The organism is Streptomyces sp. NPDC006691, from assembly GCF_042869955.1.
Taxonomy (GTDB): domain Bacteria; phylum Actinomycetota; class Actinomycetes; order Streptomycetales; family Streptomycetaceae; genus Streptomyces.
Map to the genome: position 1 here is coordinate 610,397 of NZ_JBIAGW010000004.1, position 19,733 is coordinate 630,129.

17 protein-coding genes and 2 pseudogenes are annotated in these 19,733 nt (G+C 67.9%); 13 read left to right on the forward strand and 6 right to left on the reverse strand.

Translation table 11 applies throughout. The features are described 5' to 3' along the window. Positions 1 to 417: 417 nt before the first annotated feature. Entirely contained in the window at positions 418 to 927 is a 510-nt protein-coding gene (locus tag ACFYNP_RS12890) for a hypothetical protein (RefSeq protein WP_388785144.1), read from the forward strand. Positions 928 to 1,816: 889 nt separating this feature from the next. Here the strand turns inward: ACFYNP_RS12890 and ACFYNP_RS12895 are convergent. Continuing rightward, on the reverse strand, positions 1,817 to 3,085 hold the full coding sequence (locus ACFYNP_RS12895; protein ID WP_388785145.1) for an MFS transporter: 1,269 nt from the start codon (positions 3,083 to 3,085) through the stop codon (positions 1,817 to 1,819). A 1,053-nt stretch (positions 3,086 to 4,138) separates the two neighbouring features. Beyond that, positions 4,139 to 4,510, reverse strand: a complete 372-nt coding sequence (locus ACFYNP_RS12900; RefSeq protein ID WP_388785147.1) for a hypothetical protein — start codon at positions 4,508 to 4,510, stop codon at positions 4,139 to 4,141. A 225-nt stretch (positions 4,511 to 4,735) separates the two neighbouring features. Between ACFYNP_RS12900 and ACFYNP_RS12905 the strand changes: the two are divergent. Beyond that, a pseudogene (locus tag ACFYNP_RS12905) lies at positions 4,736 to 4,970 on the forward strand (DUF6009 family protein); the annotation flags it as partial. Positions 4,971 to 5,079: 109 nt separating this feature from the next. Next, the gene (locus ACFYNP_RS12910) at positions 5,080 to 5,697 is read left to right on the forward strand and encodes a GNAT family N-acetyltransferase (protein ID WP_388785149.1); all 618 of its coding nucleotides are present in this window, start codon (positions 5,080 to 5,082) and stop codon (positions 5,695 to 5,697) included. A gap of 214 nt (positions 5,698 to 5,911) precedes the next feature. On the opposite strand, the gene ACFYNP_RS12915 is transcribed toward ACFYNP_RS12910, so the two are convergent. Continuing rightward, a complete protein-coding gene (locus tag ACFYNP_RS12915) occupies positions 5,912 to 6,127 on the reverse strand; it encodes a hypothetical protein (protein ID WP_388785151.1) in 216 nt (71 codons plus the stop codon). Positions 6,128 to 6,442: 315 nt separating this feature from the next. Here ACFYNP_RS12915 and ACFYNP_RS12920 point away from each other — a divergent pair, with 315 nt between their 5' ends. Beyond that, entirely contained in the window at positions 6,443 to 7,687 is a 1,245-nt protein-coding gene (locus ACFYNP_RS12920; RefSeq protein ID WP_388785153.1) for an MFS transporter, read from the forward strand. Positions 7,688 to 8,385: 698 nt separating this feature from the next. Here the strand turns inward: ACFYNP_RS12920 and ACFYNP_RS12925 are convergent. Next, the gene (locus tag ACFYNP_RS12925) at positions 8,386 to 9,879 is read right to left on the reverse strand and encodes a carboxylesterase/lipase family protein (RefSeq protein WP_388785155.1); all 1,494 of its coding nucleotides are present in this window, start codon (positions 9,877 to 9,879) and stop codon (positions 8,386 to 8,388) included. 94 nt (positions 9,880 to 9,973) lie between these two features. On the opposite strand from ACFYNP_RS12925, the gene ACFYNP_RS12930 reads away from it, so the two are divergent. The 5 genes and pseudogenes from ACFYNP_RS12930 (at position 9,974) to ACFYNP_RS12950 (ending at position 13,669) form a co-directional block, all read left to right on the forward strand. After that, positions 9,974 to 10,594: a TetR/AcrR family transcriptional regulator gene (locus ACFYNP_RS12930; RefSeq protein ID WP_388419415.1), complete on the forward strand. Its 621-nt coding sequence runs from the start codon at positions 9,974 to 9,976 to the stop codon at positions 10,592 to 10,594. Beyond that, positions 10,591 to 11,442, forward strand: coding sequence for an alpha/beta fold hydrolase (locus ACFYNP_RS12935; RefSeq protein ID WP_388785157.1), 852 nt, complete (start codon positions 10,591 to 10,593; stop codon positions 11,440 to 11,442). Before ACFYNP_RS12930 ends, ACFYNP_RS12935 begins: the two co-directional genes overlap by 4 nt. A gap of 209 nt (positions 11,443 to 11,651) precedes the next feature. Then, a pseudogene (locus ACFYNP_RS12940) lies at positions 11,652 to 12,005 on the forward strand (winged helix-turn-helix domain-containing protein); the annotation flags it as partial. Between the two features lie 39 nt (positions 12,006 to 12,044). Further along, complete coding sequence (locus tag ACFYNP_RS12945) at positions 12,045 to 12,407, forward strand: transposase (protein WP_388785293.1); 363 nt, start codon at positions 12,045 to 12,047, stop codon at positions 12,405 to 12,407. 434 nt (positions 12,408 to 12,841) lie between these two features. Then, entirely contained in the window at positions 12,842 to 13,669 is an 828-nt protein-coding gene (locus ACFYNP_RS12950; RefSeq protein WP_388419408.1) for a ribosome-inactivating family protein, read from the forward strand. A gap of 262 nt (positions 13,670 to 13,931) precedes the next feature. Here ACFYNP_RS12950 and ACFYNP_RS12955 read toward each other — a convergent pair whose 3' ends face one another. After that, entirely contained in the window at positions 13,932 to 14,603 is a 672-nt protein-coding gene (locus ACFYNP_RS12955) for a rhomboid-like protein (protein ID WP_388785159.1), read from the reverse strand. A 113-nt stretch (positions 14,604 to 14,716) separates the two neighbouring features. Here ACFYNP_RS12955 and ACFYNP_RS12960 point away from each other — a divergent pair, with 113 nt between their 5' ends. The 3 genes from ACFYNP_RS12960 to ACFYNP_RS12970 all read left to right on the forward strand — a co-directional run bounded on the left by ACFYNP_RS12960 (position 14,717) and on the right by ACFYNP_RS12970 (position 17,648). Beyond that, the gene (locus ACFYNP_RS12960) at positions 14,717 to 15,922 is read left to right on the forward strand and encodes a sensor histidine kinase (RefSeq protein WP_388785161.1); all 1,206 of its coding nucleotides are present in this window, start codon (positions 14,717 to 14,719) and stop codon (positions 15,920 to 15,922) included. Next, positions 15,919 to 16,587, forward strand: a complete 669-nt coding sequence (locus ACFYNP_RS12965) for a response regulator (RefSeq protein ID WP_388785162.1) — start codon at positions 15,919 to 15,921, stop codon at positions 16,585 to 16,587. Before ACFYNP_RS12960 ends, ACFYNP_RS12965 begins: the two co-directional genes overlap by 4 nt. Before the next feature lie 608 nt (positions 16,588 to 17,195). Continuing rightward, positions 17,196 to 17,648, forward strand: a complete 453-nt coding sequence (locus tag ACFYNP_RS12970) for a DUF5959 family protein (protein ID WP_388785164.1) — start codon at positions 17,196 to 17,198, stop codon at positions 17,646 to 17,648. Here ACFYNP_RS12970 and ACFYNP_RS12975 read toward each other — a convergent pair. Continuing rightward, positions 17,630 to 18,456 (reverse strand): IS5 family transposase gene (locus tag ACFYNP_RS12975; RefSeq protein WP_388785166.1). Its coding sequence is split into 2 segments (ribosomal slippage): positions 17,630 to 18,114 and positions 18,114 to 18,456, totalling 828 coding nucleotides; the frame shifts between segments, so codons are not numbered across the junction. The two genes, ACFYNP_RS12970 and ACFYNP_RS12975, sit on opposite strands and share 19 nt — an antisense overlap. A gap of 610 nt (positions 18,457 to 19,066) precedes the next feature. Here ACFYNP_RS12975 and ACFYNP_RS12980 point away from each other — a divergent pair. Further along, a complete protein-coding gene (locus ACFYNP_RS12980; RefSeq protein ID WP_388419399.1) occupies positions 19,067 to 19,729 on the forward strand; it encodes a hydrolase in 663 nt (220 codons plus the stop codon). The last annotated feature ends 4 nt before the right edge of the window (positions 19,730 to 19,733 follow it).

The following is a 19,733-nucleotide window of genomic DNA, read 5'->3' on the forward strand; positions in this document are numbered from 1 at the left end:
TATGTCAGGGCACCGCGTCGGGGAAACCGCCGCGTATCGGAGCCCCAGGCCCGGCCCCAACTCCTGCGTCACAGACGGGCCGTCACGCTGTGGGTGCCGGCCCTGGCCTGCTTCTCATTCCTCTCGCCCTCTATCTTGTGCCGGCCCTGTCCCTCTGCTGCGGGCTGGCCGCACGCACCACTCCGGCGGTCACCTTGATGTTCACCACGGCACGTTTCGTCCGGCCGGACGGGCTCATCGTCGCTTGGTGGGCGACCGGAACGGCCGCGCAACCACGTTCCTACTAGGACGAATCCAGGTCGAATCTAGGACGGATGAAGGAGCTGTATCGGTACGGTCGCAGACGCGCAGGGCGCTTGGACGGGAACTGTCTCCATGGCGGTCAGCTGCGCCAAGGGATGAAGGCAGGGGATCTTCATGATGAAACGATGGAAGCGGATGCTGACGGTGGCCGGTGCTGCTGCGGCTGCATTCGTGGCGCAAGCGGTGCCGGCTCACGCGGACTTCACGCAGGGGATGAACCAGAACCTGCGCGTTGTCGCGGCTGGATCGCCGTGCTTCGCACCGGAGTCGAATTCCTGGGGGGCGGTCGTCCGGGCGGTGCCGTGCGGGCAGGGCAACTGGGCCCTCGTCCGTCAGGGCAGCTACGACTCGCGCGGCGGGGCCTGGTACGTCCTGGAGTGGGAGCCCAACTATGGATGCCTGGTGCCCAATTGGACAAAGGTCGGGTCCCCGGTCGTCGTGTCCGGCCCGTGTGGTCAGGTGACCGGCGGTGACTACACGTGGTACGCGTGGCCGGAAGGCAACGGCAGGTACGAACTCGTCAATGGCGGCAACACAAGCCTGGTCCTGGACATGAACTCGAACGGGCGGCTGCAAGTGTGGAACGCCAACTACAGCGACAACCAGAAATGGTTTGCCTCGTAAAGGATGCCCCCTGCCGACGTCCACCAGGCGTGCCCTGAACTACGCAACCGGCCTGCGTTGAGCAGAGAGCAGCCCAACCGACAGGCCACGCTGCGGCTTTTGCTGCTCGCCCGTCGCACGTCGGTGCAACGCGCTGACTCGGGCTGGCTGTGGCCCACCATTCCGGCGGGGCGAAGCCCACGGCGTGCCCCGAGGAACCGCCGTCGTCCCGGTCGTGCACCACCACGCTCCAACTTGGTGTCCGCGGGCTGCGGCTGAGGAAGACGTGGCAGACAGATGGTCGGTCATGGGCTGCACCTCGCGTTCAGAGCAGGGATCACAGGAAAACATCGCTCAGCTCCGGTCGGAGATCCCCCGGCGTCCGTTCCCACCAGCGATGGACGACGGCGCAAGCTGTACGACAACTACGATCTCGTCGCCCTCGTGAGAAGCCACAGCTTCCCCACGGTGAACGCCTCCGCCGCGTCCTGCCGAGCGACGACCGCATGGGCTCCGGCGAGCAGCAGAAAGCCGCCCTCAACGAACGCCGGCAGCAGGCCGTCGACGTCTACCTCCGCTGGCTACTCGGGCAGAACCCCCGGCCTCCTCGGCCACGCAGGAGAGAGCAAGAACCGCAGGAGACCGGGGGCTCGGCGGTGTGGACCGGGTGCACGACGGAGGTCACCTGCCGCGGCAAGGCCGGCCCGAACTCCCCGTGGGTGCCCCATGTTCCGCACCGGGAGCGCGAGTTCGGCCGGAGGAACAGCGAGATGACCTGGTGCGCATGCCGCGGGAATACGCTGACCGGGACGTCTGGACCGAAGTCGAGATGGGTGTGGTCATAGCGGACGTGGACCTCGGCAGCCTCGGTTACGACTCACTGCGTGGATTGATTCACTGTCGCCCTCCTTCATCGGATGAGCGCCCCGGAAGCCTCTTCAGGATCGGTTGCCTCTCTTTTCACCTGGGCGAGGCGCTTGTTGTTCAGCACGGGCAGGACCGCGAAGGCAGTGATGGCCATGGCGGTACCACCGGCGTAGAAGGCGGCAGGGATTCCGAAGAATTTGGCCACCAGGCCGCCCGCTATACCCCCGACGGTGAAAGCGCCCACGGCGACGGACCGATAAGCCGCGGTGACGCGGCCTATCACGTCGTTCGGCACGATCTGCTGTCGAAGGGTGACGACCTGGATGGCCTGGATCAGGACGACGAAGCCGTCCAGCGCCATGAAGGCGACGGTGGCCGCCGGGCTGATCGCGAGTCCCATGCCGATGGTGGACCCGGCCGACAGCAGATTCGTCACCAGGATCAGCGTGCCCAGCGGTATCCACTCGCCCATCTTGCCGGCCACCAGGCCGCCGACAACCGCGCCGATGGCACCGGCCGCGAGCAGTGCGCCGTACCAGCTCGACGTGACACCCAGCACGTCCGTGGCAAGGAGTACGAGGATGCCGTAGGTGGCTGCGCTGACAGCATTACCCATCGCTGCGACGAAACTCAGCGACCGCAGGGTCGGCGATGCCCAGTACCATCGCGCACCAACGGCAATGTCCGTGGCGATGTTCTTCACCGTGAGGGGCTTCTCGGACGGCTTCCGCCGGTCCCGGGTGGCTGTGGGGATCAGCGCCAGCAGGCCGATGGCGGCCAGGTAGCCGCTGGCTCCGAGCACGAACGGGGCCGCAGCCGCGAAGGCGAAGAGGAGGCCGCCCATCGGCGGCCCCACGAACTCGTTGCAGATGACGAAAGTGGTCTGCAGGCGTCCGTTGGCCCGGCCCAGGTCATCCGGGGCCACCAGGGTCGGAAGCCACGCGGATGACGAACTGTCATACAGCGTCTCGGCCGTCCCGATGGCGAAGAAGAACCCATAGAGGAGCGGCATGGAGACGGAGTCGCCAAGGACCGCCAACGCGAGAGTCATGAACGCGGCGACGCGGATCCAGTTCGCCGCCTGTGCGACACGCTTTCGGTCCAGCCGGTCCGCGAGGGCTCCGGATATCGAGGCCAGGACCAGCCACGGGGTCCGCTGCGCCACGGTGATGCCGGCGATCAGCGCCGGGTCGCGAGTCACGGTGGCCGCGAGCAGAGGTGCTGCGGCGAGACTTATTCCGTCCGAGAGATTCGACGTGGTGGTGGCCGCCCACAGTGTGAGGAAGGGCCGCCTGCTGGGTTCGGGGTCCATGGTCAGTTCTCCTTCGATGAGGCTTCGCGAGCCACGGCTTTGGACAGAGCCGCTATGGCACGGGACTCGGCGAAGGGCATCGTCCACCCTCTCTCGCCGTTCACGACGCGATTGAACTCGTCCGCCATAGGGCGGTCCGAGTTGATGTCGGATCACGCTGTCTCCCCGGAGCGTACGAGGACGTCGAGAACGACTGGATCCGCACACTGAGCAACAATCTCGCGGGCGAGACCAGCGAGGCAGAGCATGACGCGGACCCGTGGGCAGCCCCCTCCGACCCGCGGGACGAATTCGACGGAATGGCCATCTGTGGCAACCTCGGGAGCATCTACGCCATCGTGGAGACCGGTCGAGAGCGGGCGGCCAACAGCGCCCCTCTGCCGTCCATGAAGTTCTTCCATCCAAGATCGCAGGAGCGCGACGTTGCGCGGACGCTCTGGAGAACCCACTCCAAGGAAGGTGAAAGGAGCTGATCCCGGGTGCTCAGCCCCAGACCGAGTCGCTGACGGCGCCCTGGGCGAAGTCCCACCGGCTGTCGCTGTCGGTCTTCGTGCGCATTGCCTCCCGCACGATTCGGATGTCCCGATCATGCAAGCCGGGCCGTTCAGCCCGCAACACCATTCCTGCCGCGGTGGAGTCAGGTCGGAGCCCCTTCTGGGTCGAGGGGCGGGGAGGGGGCAGGTGAGGGGGAGGGCGCGTTCACTGAGGCGACCGGTGAGGCGGATCTTGGTGAGCCACTCTGCCGCGGTCAACTGGTCCAGCAGAGAGCGGAGTTCACCGGCGGTGACAGCGACCAGGGGAGCGAGACGTTCGCGATCCTCATGGAGTGGGGCGCCTGCGGGGATGGTCTGCGCACGGATCCCACGCACGTTCAAACCATCGAGTTTCTGTTCTGCAACGGGTTACGCATGGAGAGCATCATGGTCTCCTGCTCGAACCACGCAGCTTGGGGTTCCGGGGCATACCACGGTTCAGGATCCCCGTCCCCGCGCTGGTCGTCGGTGTGCGGCGGCTGTCAGCGGTCGGTCCGTAGAGGGCGGCCCTCGGCGTGCTCTATCCCTCGCAGATTTCCGCTAACGTCCCACGGTCCCTCATGTACGCGGCGGCGTCGTTGGCTCGCTGTGTCGCCGCCGGGTCCTTCACGCCGGTGGTGTCGCGACGCCTGGGATCGGTTCCCTGCCGCTGCTCGGCGTAGTCCCGGAGCTGGTTGTCCACCTCTACCCGCTGCTTGTCGGCTGCCGCAGACTTGAGTGCGGACTTCAGCTCCGGGTCGGTCGCGCGCGAGGCCGCCGCCGTGAACTGCTCAGAATCTCCCCTCTGGTTCAGCACCTCACAGCCTGCGGGCGGGAGCGGGCCGCCGCTTCCGCCGGTCGTCGCTACGACGACACCTGCCGTGGTCGCACCGACCAGCGCGGCGGATGCCACAGACTTTTGGCCGGCCGACTGCGGGCGGGGCTGTGGGCAACCAGCCGATGACACACGGCTGAGAGCCGGATGGGCGGTCAGCCAGCAGTTGGGGGTGCTGACGAACGGGGGATCGAGCGGATCCTCCCTCGCAGCCGATGACGAGGCAAGCAGTGGTGACCGGACCGGATCTCGGGAGGACCTCTATGAGTGGGCCAGGGCTGCCGCCTCCGGCAGGAAAGCTCCCCTTACGAACGCGACGGCCGCATGGTCGGCTCCGCCGAACTCGACCCTCCGCGCCGAAGGCGACCCCGACAGCGGCCTCTACCAGCGCCGGGTCTTCTTCCACCTGCCGCACAACCGCGAAACCGAGCCCGACGACGTCTACCAGACCGGCGCACCCGGCGAGGCGATCGACCCGCGCACCGCGGAGCCCCAGCGTGCCGGCGAGAAGACACCCCGCTCGCAACAGGGCCCCGCCGTAGCCATAGCCGCCAGTAACTGGGCAGGCCCTGTCTCCCCGATCACGGGGATCTGCGGCGACGAATATCAGGGCGACGTCAGCCGCTTGTGCTGGACACAATGCGGCCATGGTTGATCACTTTCGAGACGCGTCACATCCGGGTTTCCTCAGCAAGCCGTCGCTACGAGGGGAACAGATACTGCTCCGGCCAGTCACGGTGGAAGATGTGCCTTCGCTGATGCCGATGTTCCTGGACACAGAGACGTCACGACTTACCGGCAGCCATGACGACGGTGCGCCCGATACGGGCCGAATGCTTACCTGGTATGGCAGTCGTCAGGAGCAGGATGACCGGTTGGACCTTGCCGTGGTCGAGCTGGCGACAGGGAACGTCGTTGGGGAGGCGGTCCTCCACGAGTGGGACCCGGGCAACGAAAGTTGCAACTTCCGCATCTGCCTGGTGCCCGGCACCCGCGGATCTGGCCTCGGGACGGAGGCGACCCGCCTGATCGTCGGGTACGGCTTCGAGGAACTGGGGCTGTACCGCATCTCGCTGGAAGTTTATGCGTTCAATCCGCGAGCCCGGCGGGTTTACGAGAAGGTGGGATTCGTCGCCGAGGGCGTACTGCGTGACGCGCTGCTCTGGGAGGGGGAGCGGGTGGACGCGACGGTGATGTCGATCCTGGCGCCGGAGTGGTTCGAGCATGGTGGACGTCCGGGAAATACCGATCATGTGCCGGTCTGAACGTGCCGCTGGCATCAGACCGCTCGTTGTTCTGCTCATGATGAGCCGGGGATGAGCCGGGGTGATCTGACCGCACCGTCGGCGGCCGGGGCGAGGTAAGGACACGTCGTCGACCGCCGACAGCTCAGGACGGATCACCGAGCACAGATGCCCGGCGATCCGCCGGCGCACCGGCACCCAGTTCCACGGAGTGCTGCCACCCCACGCCTGTGTGTCAGGCGCGCGAGCGGATCACGCCGTCGAGCAGGTCGGTGCCGACCATTCGACGACCTCGCCCGCCACGGGGACACCGGGCGCTGTAAGTGCGCATTGGTTGCGGAGCGCTGGGCGACGTCGTCCCGGTCCGTCGTCCGGTGGTCGACTGGGGCTCGATGAGACCGTTGCGCAGGTTCGCGACGAACGCGTCGATGTCGACGGCATTGATAGCCATAATGAATTCCTTTCCTTCGTAATTACTCCGAGCCAAAACATTGGACCAAGCTGCGGATCGCAGATTGCACATCGATGATCATGCGTCAAGGAGCTTGTTGTTTCGTGTGCATTGCGAATAATTGGACACTGAAACCCATCGCGGGCCATAAGTATCAATTCTGACATTGCGGCACCGGGGGAGTGATGTGAGTCACTCTTCCAACGCCAAGCTGCCGGGATTTGGCCACCGTTCTTACAAGCCTGTCACCTCGGGCTGCTGGACCGGCCAATTGAGGGTTACTGGAGCGGTGTGGAAAGTAGTAGAGTCGCGCAAATGATGCTCCATGGGTCGTTCTCCGTGCTGCGGCGCAGGCCATTTCGTCTCTTTGTCATAGCTCGCCTCATATCGATGAGCGGGTCCGCCATGGCGCCCGTCGCACTGGCTTTCACCGTGCTCGGTTTCGACAGTCACCCCGCGTCGTTGGCGATCGTCCTCGCCAGTAGCACGGTGCCCCAACTGGTCCTGCTCCTGGTCGGCGGCGTGGTCGCCGACCGGTTCTCGCGACGGCGTCTGATCGTGATCGGAAACGTGGTGCCGGCCCTCACGCAGGCCTGCGTCGCGGCTCTCGTGGCAGCCGGGGCCGCCACCACTGCGCGGATCGCCGTACTCGCCGCCGTCGCGGGCGGTGCGTCGGCTCTGATGCAGCCCGCGATGAACAGCCTGCTCCCGCAGCTCGTCGAGGCCGGTGAGCTCCAAGAGGCGAATACGCTGCTGCGGCTTCCGACCAATGTCATCAGAATCGTGGCACCAGCGCTTGGCGGCGCACTCGTCGCACTCATCGGACCGGAATGGACCCTGGGCTGGGATGCGGCGAGCTTCGCCATTGCCGCATTCCTGTGCAGTCGACTTCCTGTCTCGGGACGTGTGAAATCCGGATCTTCAGTACTCCGAGACTTCCGTGACGGTTGGAGTGAATTTTCCAGCAAATTTTGGCTCTGGTCGTACGTACTCTCCGGAACGGTTGTCGTCGCCCTCTGGCTCGGCGGATATCAGCTCCTGGGTCCTGTCGTCGTCCATGACCTGAACCTCGGTCCGGCCGTATGGGGGACAATCCAGGGCTCATTTGCTGCCGGTCTCGTTGTCGGGGGGATAATTTCACTTAAATGGAAGCCGACGAGAATTATGGTCGCGTGTGTGAGCGCGAACCTGCCCCTGGCCCTTCCTCTGCTGGCCCTGGCCGCGGGTGCACCACTCGTGTGGCTGTCCGCGTCAGCAGTGCTGGCCGGCATCGGACTCGACATCGCGATCGTGTGCTGGAACACCTCGATCCAGGAACAGCTCCCGGCGGCTGTGCTCGGGCGGGTCAGTTCCTTCAGCGCCATCGGCGAGCTCATGGCGGTGCCACTCGGATATCTCGTCGTCGGTGCCACCGCAACCACGGCGGGCCCCTCATCGGTCCTGGTCGTCAGCGCCGTGGTGATGACCCTCGCCACCCTCGTGCTGCTGGCCGCACCCAGCGTATGGGCCGTACGGCGCCTGCCCGCCGAGCAGCCCGCTCTCGAAGACGCCCGGGCCTGATGGGCTGGCCCGCGGACGCCGTCCGCGCCGGACCTCCCTGCTGCTGCACCTGCTGCCACCACAGCGGACGGGTCTCCGGGTTCAACGGCTGAGCCCGGCCCGGCGCCGGTTCCTGCGAGGGCCGACAGGCCGTGCACCAGAAGGATACGAACGCCACCAGGCACAGCCGCTTCCGTCCGATGACGATCGGGAAAGCGCCTCGCAGATACGGTCAGCCACCTGCTGGTAGCCGTGGTCGGTCAAGTGGATGCGGTCCCCCTGCGGTCCCCCTGCGGTCCCCCTGCGGTGGCAGGTGCCGCTGTGATCATGCCCGCGCCCGAGACCGCAGCCATGATCAGTACGGCTGGAGCGCTCTTGTTGGTCCTCGTCACCGGGCGACGCTCGCGAACGCGAAGAGGAAGGGCGGCGCCCAGTTGCGTAGGAGGAGCGTCCCTCAGCCGGGCGGTCGGCGGCCTCTTTGTTCGCGAGTTACGAGAGCGCCTGCGACTCGGCGGCGTGGGCGGCCTCTTCCACGGCGGAGCGATGTCGTCGAGTTTCGGCTCTGGTCCCTCTGGTCCACTTCGTGTGGAGTCATCACACCGCGTGCCCTCGGGAGGGATGTGATGCCAAGCGGGGTGAGTGGTGCCTGGCCGTACGCCAATGCGCGCTGTCCCCGATAGGCAGGAGGGTGGCGGCGCAGCCGTAGGAGCCGACCCGGATCATCGCGAATGATCGAAGGGGGTGGGGGAGTGGCCTTCCCAGATCTGGCGGGAGGCTTGTTCGGGGTAGGGCAGGGTCTTCGACTCGGCGTCGAGGACACGGGTCAGGTGCCCGTCGGGCCGGTGGGCGGACCAGCCCGCGTCGCCGGTGGTGATGAAGCGAACCCATGCCTCCTGGAGTTCGCGGGAGAGCGCGATGGCCTCGGGAGTGGGGTCCTCGCCGATGAGCTGGATGCCGGCAGGGCTGTCCAGCGTGCCGAACGCCAGGGGCACGTCGAGGCTGTGGCAGGCGCCCAGAATGCCGCCGAGGGCCGGGGCGACCCAGCGCAGTTCGAACAGGTACGAGGTTCCGCCGGCTGTGGCGTTCGCCTCGGCCAGCTTCTGTGACGGCATGCGGAAGAAGGCGTCGGAGTACACCGTCTCCACCAACTCCTCCGGGCCTGCCTGCGGGAACGCGGCACGGTAGGCCCGCGCGCCGTCCGGTTGCGGGGCGTGCAGGTCCAGAGCAGCGTGGGCGTTTTCCTCGGTGAAGGTGCCGTGCCGTCCGCTCACGACGCTGAAGTACCGGAATTCGTCCCGGGTGTGGCCGACGAGCAGCTCGGTCCCGCTTGTGCGCTGGCCGGCCAGTGCGGGCCAGGGCGTTTCCGGGAGGACCTCGCCGTCGACGACGGGGCACAGCGCGGTGCCGGTGTCCGTGAGGCGTCCCCAGCTTTGCCGGTGCGGGCGCAGGCCGGCGTTGAAGGAGGTGAGCTCGGCGGCCAGGCGCCATGGGTCGATGTCACGCAGCGCCGCGGCGGTGGGGGCCGCCGCACCGAGCCGGTCCGCGAACGCGGCGGTGACCTGCCGTGCCAGCGCGGGGGTGCTGTGCAGCCCCGGCACCGAGTGGGCGATGGCCCGCCGGAACAGGCCGCGCGCGGACTTCATCGTCAGCAGGGCGGCGACCGAGCCCGCACCGGCGGACTGCCCGCCCACGGTGACCCGGCCGGGGTCGCCTCCGAAGGCGGCGATGTTGTGGTGAACCCACTGAAGCGCCGCAATCTGGTCGAGGAATCCGCGGTTGGGCGGTGCGTCGTCGAGGAACGCGAATCCTTCCGCGCCCACGCGGCAGTTGATGGTCACCACGACGATTCCCGCCTGGGCCAGTGCTGTCGGGTCGTACATCGGGTCGCTCGACGTCGCTGAGAGGTAGCCGCCCACGGGGATCCACACCAGCACCGGCAGCCCCGCCGCGCCGGGATCCGGAGTGGCGACGTTGAGCGTCAGCCAGTCGGTGCCTTGCGGGGCCACGTCGATCGGCAGGGACAGCGGCACCACGGGGCCGAACTCGACCGCCTGCCTCGTCCCCTCCCAGCGGTGCGGCGGCGCGGGCGCGGCGAAGCGGAGCGCTCCGATTGGGGGCTGAGCGTAGGGGATGCCGCGGAACACCGCGTGTCCCCGCCGCCGACGCCCCTGCACCACACCTTCCGTGGTCCGTACCTTCGGCTGTCCGGACATGACGATTCCTTCCCTCGGTGGACCTTATGGTTATGGGTCAGGTGTATTATGTCGACTGTATTGGAACAGTTCCTCTGCACGGAAGGGGGCGGCGATGCCGAAGCAGGTGGATCACCGCGGGCGCCGCGAAGCGATCGCCCGGGCGCTGTGGCGAGTGGTCGAGCAGCGCGGTGTCACACAGCTGACGATGCGCGTGGTGGCGCAGGAGGCGGGGATGTCACTGGGGCAGCTGCAGCACTACTTCGCCTCCCGGACCGCCATGCTCTCGTTCGCCATGGATTTCGCGTCCGAGCAGACCTCGGCGCGAGTGCACCAGGGGCTCGAAAGGCTCGGTGACCGTCCGCACCCCCGTGACGTGCTCCGACTGACGCTCGCGGAGATGCTCCCCCTGCACGCCGATGCCCGCGCGACAAGCCGGATGAGCGCCGCCTACGTCCTGGAGGCACTGCACGACCAGGTCGTGCACGAGCAGGCGCGCCGCGGCCTCGTCCAGGGGCGGGCCCTCGTCGAGCAGCTGGTCCGCCAGGCGATCGCCGACGGACACATCGACTCCGGCCGCGACCCGGCGACCGAGACCAACCTGCTCCTCGCCCTCACCGGCTTCACCTCTCTGATCGAACTCGACGTGATCGAGCCCCAGGACGCGCTCGCCGCGATCGATGTGCATCTGGACCGGCTGTTCAGCGTTCCTCAACTTCGAGAGGGGGAGCAATGACCGTGCACGTGACCGTGTGGGACGACCGCGAGGGGGTGGCCGGCAGCCGGGCCCGGACGGGTTCGATGGTCCCGGTGACCACGGCGGCGGCCGCCCCGGCGCTCTTCGTCCACAACATCTTCACGTGGGGCAGCGACTCCACGTACGGGTTCGCCGCGCAGCGCCCCCTCGCCGACAGTCGGCCACTCCTCCTGATGGACCGCCAGGGATACGGAGACAGTCCCGACGTTGTGCGCAGTGACTTCGACGTCGATGCGGGGGACGTCGTGGAGGTCCTCGGCGACGAGTCGTTCGCCGTGGGTCCCGGGGGTGCTCATCTCGTGGGGCACGGGAACGGAGCCGTCGCCGTGCTCATCGCCGCCGCGCGCCGACCCGACCTCGTCCGTTCCCTCGCCCTCATCCAGCCCTCCGCGTTCACCGCCGCGGCGCATCATCCGGTCGTCGCCGGTCTCCTGGACCGGGTGCGCGACGGTGCACCGGACATCCCGGAGAGCGTCACGCCGGAGCAGTATCTGCGGGCGTCAACCGAAGGGTTGGGACTGGATATGCCCGAGCCCACGCCCCGCCGGCTCCGAGCCGTCGCCACCTCCATGAGGGAGCGTCCCATCTGGGAGGCGGACATCCCACTGGAGGCGATCCGGGGCGCCGCCCTGCCGGTCCTGGTGATCTGCGGAACCTGGGAGCACGCGCCGGCCGCGTACCGCGAGCACGTGGGGCTGCCCCTCACAGCCGTGGCCGAATCCCTCACCGACTCGCTCGGCGGCCAGCTACTGCGGGTCCCCGGGTACTACCCACACACCCAGGAACCCGCTCTCGTCAACGCGGCCCTGCGGGAGTTCTGGGACTGAGCCGGTCTCCGCCTGGAGCAGTGCTCAAGGTCTGTGGATCGGCCTCGGGTTGAACACGAAGGACGTACCGTCCCGAGTGATCGATGGATGGTCATCGAGTAGGCCGGTGCTGCGAACACCGGTCGGCGAGGGTGAAGTAGGCCGCCCGCTTGGTCCCTGAGCCGGTCGTTTTCCGACGGCCCCCCTTCCCCTGAACCGGGCGTGCGCTGATGACCGCACCTGGCTCTCCAGCGTCGTGCTCTGCGCGTTCTGCCCGGTCGAACGTTCGTTGTGGATGGCGTGTTGGCAACCCAAGGGTTGCAGCGGCGTGTGGCGACCGTGCGCCCGCCCAAGCTGGACACTCCCAGGTCGGGGCGGTTCGGACCGTGTTGGGTCGAGGTGCCCAGGCTCATGGGTTCGAGGCCGACTTGTGGACTCTGGAACGTGTCGGAGAGGTCGTTGTCCGGGTGACGGGGGCGGTGTTGTCGCGGGCGTCGGTGTGGCGGCTGCTGACGGGCCGGCTGGGATGGAGTCCTCAGCGACCCGAGCGGCGGGCGGTGGAGCGGGACGAACGGGAGATCGCCCGCTGGGTCGCTCACGAGTGGCCGCGGATCAGAAGGCCGGTGAACTCACGTGCCTGGATCCTGTTCCTCGACGAATCAGGCGTCTCGCTCGGGCCTCAGGTCCGTCGCACCTACGCGCCCCGAGGACGGACTCCGCTCCTGCGGCACCGCCTGAACCGGAAGCGGGCGTCGATGGCCGGGGCTTTGGGCCATCACTCCACCGACCCCGAACGCGGGGCACGACTGCGTTTCCACCCCAAGCCCGGCAGCTACGACACCGCCGGACTCATCGAGGTCCTGGAGCGGATGAAGGTGTTCTGCCGCGGCGACACCGTGGTTCTGGTCTGGGGACGGCCTGTCCGCTCACTGGGCCGGGCCATGCGGGCCTGGGCCGACGGACAGGACTGGCTCACACCGACCTGACCTTCCACCCACCACACCCACCGAACCAGCGAAAAGTTCAGTAGGGCCGCGATCGCACAGGTGCCGTGTGTCGTGCCGAGCGGGGTCCGCGCCTCCGGTGTACCCGGCAGATTGGAGGGCCGCTTGCCGAGCGCGGGTCGGCCACCTCCGGCGTCCCACGGCGGATCGGAGCCAGTCCCCGCACTCCGCGAGGAGACGATCAGCCATCACCCGAACTGCCCACGGCGGCACCCCAGGCGGGGGCGATGCCTTGTGGAGACAAGGGTCGGTCGGCGGCCTCTGGCCACGTCAGTGTGCAGCGCCGGGCGTAGCACGCCTGGTGTGCGTTCTGAGTCATGGTCCGGAGCGCGCAGGGACCAGACGGTGGCCTTCCTGGCCCATAGCGTGCGGAGCCCGGCGTCCGGACGGCCGGCGCCACGCCAAGAAGAGGGAACATGCTGAGAAGACTCTGCTCCATCGTGCTGTCGCTGGCGGTCGCCATGGGCCTGGTGACAGCCCTGAGCGGTACCGCCTCCGCGACGAACTACCAGGTCATCGACTGGCACGTCGACAGAATCACGGACGGTGGGACCGAACATGGCCAGCGGTACTGGAATCTGATCGACGCCATCCATCAGCACAGCTACGGCCGCCCGACCTACCAGGACGGCATCCGGCAGACCACCAACGAGCACCGACTGATCCAGGTCCGAGCCCTGGACACCGACAACCGCCACCTCGCCTCGGTGTACCTCTGGGCGGACAACCTCTATGTGGCCGGCTTCTACGCCCCCGCCACCAACACCCACCTCGTGTTCAGCGACCGGGTACAGGAGTTCGAGAACGCCCTCGGCATCACCAACGCCCGCATCATGCCGCGCACCGGCAGCTACTCCGGCCTCCCGGGCGGCAACAACCGGGAGAACCTGGTCCTGACCCCCCAGACCATGTACCACGCCATGCAGCAACTGAACAACGCGACCGAGTACAACGACAACGTCGGCCAGGCACTCCTGGTATCGATCCAGGTCTTCTCGGAGGCGGCCCGCTTCTCGCCCATCTTCAACCGGGTGGCACGCAACATCCGCGACTACCAGAGCACGCAGTTGGGCCCCGATTACGCCACGCTGGAGAACCAGTGGGGCTCCATCTCGCAGTTCACCTACGACGTCCGGCAGCGTGCCACGTCCATTCGGATCCTCGGATCCTTGATCCAAACTCTCGCGCAGCTGCGTGACGTGCTCGGGTTCGTCGAAGTCAATGGGTCTATCGCCAAGTTCTGACGCCCTGTTACCGGCCGGGCCGACCGGCTGGCCTGGTCGATAGCAGGGCTCGGCCACCGCTGCCCCCGGCCATCTCCGAGGCGGGTTGTCGGACGGGGGCAGTGCGGTTGGAAGCCGATGTCCTTCCGGCCGTGATCGTTGAGTTTCCGCTGTTCAGACATGGTCTTGGTGCCGTTGCGGGAGGGTCTGGGGCGGTCAGTTCGTCATGCCTCGACCCGGCCAAGATCACCCGCCCAAGGGCGATGTTCGACCAGCACCGTCCTCATGGCCGATAGGACAACGGCTGCTGAAGCGGCGCTGCGCGTAACGTCAGTCGGTGCAGGCGGCGGTGGCGGGCGTCGGACGACCGCAGACCCCATGCCAGCAGCATCCCGGTGGACAGCGCTGTCACGTGGCCCACGGGAGTGACCCCCAGCGTGGTTAGGCCGCAAGTGATGTGCGGTGCACGCACCGCGAGCGCGGCGAGCGCGGTCCATCGGTGCCACCGCCGGGCTGGCGCCACCGCCACGGCGGCCAGGGCCGAGATGATCACGTAGGACGGACCGACGTCCAGCGCCGCACGCAGCGCCGGGTCTGCCTGGCCCGCCGCGATCCGTGCTGCCAGCAGTCCTTCGCTCACCAGTGTGCCGAGGACTTGGCCGACCGAGACCAGCGCGACCGCCCGCATGTTGCCGAACCGGATGACGAGAAACGCCAGTATGGCCCCGTCGAGGGCGATGCCGCGCAGACAGACCCAGGGATCGGCGCCGAACAGGAAGGCGGAGGTGATGAGCGCCTCCACAGGATGATCACCCAGATTGGCCAGGTTGGTCGACGCCCAGGCGTTCACCGCGTAATCACCGCCGTACGTCAGGGACGACGCGCCGGCGAGCAGGGCGAAGCCCCAGGGCAACGGGGAAAGCCGTCGGAGAGCGGGGGTCCGGGAGAGATCCATGTGGCCGACCCTGGCAGAGGGTGCCCGCCCCGCGGATCTGGCCACGGAATGACCGGCTGATCTCTGTCTCTGGACAGAGGCGGATGATCACCCTCCCGGCTAGGGTCGGATGCATGCGAGTCATGAGGGTGGGGCATGACGCGGCGTCCCGTGCCAGGGGGCTGACGCCGCATCAGCTGATCGCGCTGGATGTGCTCTTGGCCGCGGTCCTGATGGCGTCGAACGTCTGGTGGTGGACGCTTGACACACATCGCACGGGCTGGCCGGCATGGCAGACCGTGCTGATGTGCTCGTTGGGCGTGGCTGTCGCCGTCCGGCGGCTGCTGCCACTACCTGCATTGGCGGTGGGGTCGGTGGTGATGGCCACCGACGGCGCGCTCAGCCTGACGGGGGTGCTGGCGACCGCCTTGCTGGTATACGGGGTGGCGGTCGCCCGGCCCACGCGTGTCGCGGCATACGCGGGCGTGATGGCAGGCGCTGCACAACTCGCCTTGACGATCCCCATGCAGGGCATAACAGGGCACGACTACTGGGGGTGGCCGGGGATGAGCCAAAGCCTCATTGTCGAGGCCGCCGCCTGGGCGATCGGATGGTCCACCAGACAGGGCCGCGCCTACACCCGAGGCCTGGTCGAGCAGACAGAAGAGCGGGCACAGCTCCTCCTCGTCGAGGAACGCATGCGCATCGCCCGGGAGTTGCACGATGTCGTCGCGCACAGCCTGAGCATCGTCGCGGTGCAGGCGGGCGTCGGCCACCACGTGATTGGCAGCCGGCCTGACGAGGCCGCGAAGTCTCTCTCCGCGATCGAGACGACGAGCAGGGATGCCCTGGGAGAGCTACGTTCGCTGCTGGGTGTCCTGCGCGATGACGACGATGCCGAATGGCTGCCCGGCGGCCTGGACGACCTCAACACGCTCCTTGAGCAGATCCGATGGGCCGGTGTCCAGGTCGAGTTGACGATCAGCGGTCACCCGCACGCCCTGCCCCGAGGTCTGGACCGCGCTGCCTACCGCATCATGCAGGAAGCCCTGACCAACGTCGTCAAGCATGCCCGCACCAGCCACGCCCGGGCCACGGTCGCCTACGCGCCGGGCGAGGTCGCTCTCACGGTCGTCGATGCCGGAATCGGGCGCACGTCCACCCCGATCACCGAGGGTCACGGCCTGCCCGGCATGAAGGAACGCGCCGCCCTCTACGGCGGCGAGGTTCACGCGGGCCCGCTCTCACCGCACGGCTTTCGCGTCGCCGCCCGCCTGCCGTACGCCGCGGACGAGCGAACAGCCCAGTTCCCCGTGGGCGCCGATCTGGAGGGCGCATGACGGTGCGGGTCGTCGTGGTGGACGACGAGACGCTGGTGCGCGCCGGGTTCCGGGTGCTGCTCGAAACGGAAAACGATCTCCAGGTCGTCGGCGAGGCGGCCGACGGGACCGAGGCGGTCAGGGTGATCCGCGAATTGCGCCCCGATGTGGCCCTGATGGACATCCGGATGCCCGGGCTCAATGGCATCGAGGCCATCCGCGCGCTGTTCGGCAGTCCGTCTCCGGTGCCCGTCCGGGTCCTGGTGCTCACCACCTTCGACCTGGACGAGTACGTCTTCGAAGCGCTCCGCGCAGGCGCCGCGGGCTTCCTCCTCAAAGACACTCCACCCGCACGCCTGATCGACGCAGTGCGGGTGATCGCCACCGGGGAGTCGTTGCTGTCACCCTGTGTCACCCGCAGGCTTATCGAGACCTACGTCCGCCGCCCCGGATATCCCGGCCCTGTCACCCGCAGTCTGGACGGGGTGACCGGCCGCGAGCGTGACGTGCTGGGTCTGATCGCACGTGGCCTGTCCAACAACGAAATCGCAGCCGAGCTCTATCTGACCGTTGGCACGGTCAAGACCCACGTCAGCCATCTGCTCACAAAACTCGGGGCCAGGGACCGGGCCCAGCTCGTCATCGCCGCCTACGAAAGCGGACTCGCCGGGCCCGCACGACGTTGAAGCAGGACGAGCAGGACCCAGTTGTTGGGCCGGAGGTTCACGCCTCGGCCGGTGTGATCCGCGCGCGACACGACACAGCCCAGCCACCCGCGGATGGGTCAACCGCCTTGGCGCCCGTCCCGGCGAGCCGGACGCACACCACCCCGCACCGGGTTGATCCGTCCAGCATCGCCGTGTTCGGCTACCTGCGCAGGCACCTGGTGCCGCTGCCGGCGGTCCTGATCGGGACCATGAGGGAGAGTGCCGGCGACGGCTGCCGGGCCGCATGGTCGACCTGGAGCCCCTGAACGATCGGGAGTCCCGGCAGTCGCTGCGGACCCTCCACCCGTGGCTGCCCGAAACGGCGCGCGGCCGCGCGCGGCCGGCGGAAACCCGCTCGCCCTGGACGAGCTGCCCGCGCGGCGTAGTCGCTGGCTCCGGACCACCCCGTGTTCCGGGCCCACTCCCCGACGGCTGACGCCGGCGCGGGGTCCCTCGGCGAGCTGCCGAAGGCGTGGTGCGCTGAGAACCGCTAACAGAAAGACGTCAGGCAACCTGGTTGTGCCTGAAGATCCGTTTCAGCACTATGAGCCCTGACAAGGCTAGGCGGGCAGGGACGAGGGTGCACGGTGGAACTGATCGGCCTCTCGGATGGCGACAACAGCTTCAGCGTGCGCGTGGTGGGGCGCAGGTCGCCGGGCGTGCTGCACCTTCATGACCTGCTCGACGCGGAGGTCCTCGTCACGAGCGGATTCGTAAGCGGCCGGCTGGCCATGGCCCTGCGGCCCTCCGACTTGGAGAGCTGGGGTCGCGCTCTGGACCGACTTTCAGCTGGTCAGGACATCTGCTGGAGGGATGACGACCACAGTCCCGAGATCAGAATCCAGCCTCACAACGAAGAGCATGAGACGGTCGCGGTCCGTGTAGAGGACCTCGGCAGTTCGTGCGTTTCCGTGTTCATCCCGTTGTGTCTCGAAGAGGGCTGGATCGACGAACAGCGGAGGCTGCTCGCGCAGGTACGACAGGAATGGCCGAGCGAGGTCCTCGAACCCTCATGGGGTGTCTATGAGTGGCGGCGCTGAGTTTCCGACAGCCGGCGCCAGCAGATAAGTGCGCATCCGAGGATCAGGAAGGCTTCGTGGATGTCGTCGCGGACCTCCCATCGGATCCGAAGGCGGCGGAACCAGTGGAGGTGGGCGAAGGCCCGCTCGACCACCCAGCGTTGAGTTCCCAGGCCGGAGCCGTGCGCAGTGCCCCGGCGGGCGATCATTGGCTTCACCCCGAGGTCCCAGACCAGGCGACGGTATTTGTCGTGGTCGTACCCGCGGTCGGCAAACAGGACGTCCGGGCGGCGCCGGGGCCGACCCCGTTTGCCCTTCACCGGCGGCACTGCCTCCAGAAGCGGGATCCGCTGGGTGACGTCGTTGCGGTTGCCGCCTGTCAGGGTTGCGGCGAGCGGGATGCCGGTGGCGTCGGTGATCAGGTGGTGCTTGCTGCCCGTCCTGCCCCGGTCAACAGGGCTTCGTCCCGTCTTGGAGCCCCCTTTAACGCACGGATATGGGAGCCGTCCACGGCTGCACGGGAGAAGTCCAGGGCGTTCGCGCTGCGGAGCTTGGCGAGGAGTGCCTTGTGCAGTTGCGGCCACACCTCAGCCTCGGTCCACTCCGCCAGTCGGCGCCAGCAGGTCATGCCGGAGCCGAAGCCGAGTTCCTGCGGCAGATGTTCCCAGGCGATTCCGGTGTGCAGGACGAACAGGATGCCCTGAAAAACGAGTCGGTCCGGATGCCGTTTGCGTCCGGGGTGCCGGGGCCGGCGCTCAACCTTGGGCAACAGCGGCTCGATCACTGCCCACAACTCGTCATCGACTTCCCACGGCTTCGGCCGAGCCACCCCACACCCCCGGATCGTCAGTCCCGGAGCGATCCAATCACCTCGAAGATCATTTCGTTAGGCGTTCTGAGAGCTCCTCCATCCGTGCCGCCCGCCCCGCGGCCATGTGCGCCAGCGCTTCCGCCGGCCGGCCGCAGTGCGGGCTGGGGACGGCGATGTCGTTGAACGGGAGATGGAACCAGGCCAGACCGTAGGGGAGTTGCCCCCAAGGCGCCCGTCGGCGGAGCGGGGCGTACGCCTCTCCGTACCGCCCGTGCGCCAGGGCGGCGAGCGTGTTGGGGCGGTCCAGACGATCCGTGACGAACCGCCTCCGGGCCCTGGACCCCGCCGGCGACCCCTCATGGCCGTCCTCACCGGGGCCTTCCATCCCGCGCGAACGCGCTCCCACAGCAACGCCCAGTGAATGACCCGCCCAGCCCGATCGGCGGCCACGCGCACGGTGAGTTGCGTCTCTCCGCCTACGGACAGTGGCCGGAACACAGTGCGTCGTCAGGCCAACTCCGGTGCACGGAAGGAAGGATCGACTGGTTGGAGCGGCCGTAGCTTCGGGATGTGTCGAGTTGGCAAATGCCACCGGCCACCTCACCGACTCCGCCGAGAGGACACCCTCATGTTCGACATCACCGCGGTGCAGGCCGCCCCGAGCGGCGACTTGCTCACCCCCGACAACGCGGTCATGGTCTTCGTGGACCACCAGCCGCAGATGTTCTTCGGCACCGGAAGCGGTGACCGCGCCGCGATCATCAACAGCACCGTCGGTCTCGCGAAGGCAGCCGTGGCATTCGATGTGCCGGTCGTCCTGACCACGGTGGCCGCCGACTCGTTCTCCGGTCCGCTGTTGCCGCAGCTCGCCGAGGTTTTCCCCGGCCACGAGGTGATCGACCGCACGACGATGAACGCCTGGGAGGACGATGCCCTGGTAGCCGCGGTCAAGGCGACCGGTCGCAAGAAGATCGTCCTGTCGGGTCTGTGGACCGAGGTGTGCCTGGTGCTGCCCGCGCTCTCCGCGCTGGAGCAGGGGTACGAGGTCTACGTCGTGTCCGACGCCTCCGGCGGCGTCAGCCCGGCCGCCCACGAGCACGCCCTGCAGCGGATGCTGGCCGCCGGCGCGGTCCCGGTCACCTGGGTACAAGTGCTCCTGGAACTCCAGCGGGACTGGGCGCGCCAGGAGACCTACGGCGCCGTGATGGAGATCGTCAAGGCCCACGCGGGCGCGTACGGGCTGGGTGTCGTGTACGCGCAGGCCGTCATCGGCGCCCACGCGGCCGGCTGACCCC

Excerpts from the sequence above, each read along its gene's own strand:
- ACFYNP_RS12955 (WP_388785159.1), bottom strand. The coding sequence starts at position 14,603 with ATGGATCTCTCCCGGACCCCCGCTCTCCGACGGCTTTCCCCGTTGCCC.
- ACFYNP_RS12950 (WP_388419408.1), top strand. The coding sequence starts at position 12,842 with ATGCTGAGAAGACTCTGCTCCATCGTGCTGTCGCTGGCGGTCGCCATG.
- ACFYNP_RS12925 (WP_388785155.1), bottom strand. The coding sequence starts at position 9,879 with ATGTCCGGACAGCCGAAGGTACGGACCACGGAAGGTGTGGTGCAGGGG.
- ACFYNP_RS12890 (WP_388785144.1), top strand. The coding sequence starts at position 418 with ATGATGAAACGATGGAAGCGGATGCTGACGGTGGCCGGTGCTGCTGCG.
- ACFYNP_RS12965 (WP_388785162.1), top strand. The coding sequence starts at position 15,919 with ATGACGGTGCGGGTCGTCGTGGTGGACGACGAGACGCTGGTGCGCGCC.
- ACFYNP_RS12930 (WP_388419415.1), top strand. The coding sequence starts at position 9,974 with ATGCCGAAGCAGGTGGATCACCGCGGGCGCCGCGAAGCGATCGCCCGG.
- ACFYNP_RS12895 (WP_388785145.1), bottom strand. The coding sequence starts at position 3,085 with ATGGACCCCGAACCCAGCAGGCGGCCCTTCCTCACACTGTGGGCGGCC.
- ACFYNP_RS12935 (WP_388785157.1), top strand. The coding sequence starts at position 10,591 with ATGACCGTGCACGTGACCGTGTGGGACGACCGCGAGGGGGTGGCCGGC.
- ACFYNP_RS12915 (WP_388785151.1), bottom strand. The coding sequence starts at position 6,127 with ATGGCTATCAATGCCGTCGACATCGACGCGTTCGTCGCGAACCTGCGC.
- ACFYNP_RS12980 (WP_388419399.1), top strand. The coding sequence starts at position 19,067 with ATGTTCGACATCACCGCGGTGCAGGCCGCCCCGAGCGGCGACTTGCTC.
- ACFYNP_RS12910 (WP_388785149.1), top strand. The coding sequence starts at position 5,080 with ATGGTTGATCACTTTCGAGACGCGTCACATCCGGGTTTCCTCAGCAAG.
- ACFYNP_RS12960 (WP_388785161.1), top strand. The coding sequence starts at position 14,717 with ATGCGAGTCATGAGGGTGGGGCATGACGCGGCGTCCCGTGCCAGGGGG.
- ACFYNP_RS12920 (WP_388785153.1), top strand. The coding sequence starts at position 6,443 with ATGATGCTCCATGGGTCGTTCTCCGTGCTGCGGCGCAGGCCATTTCGT.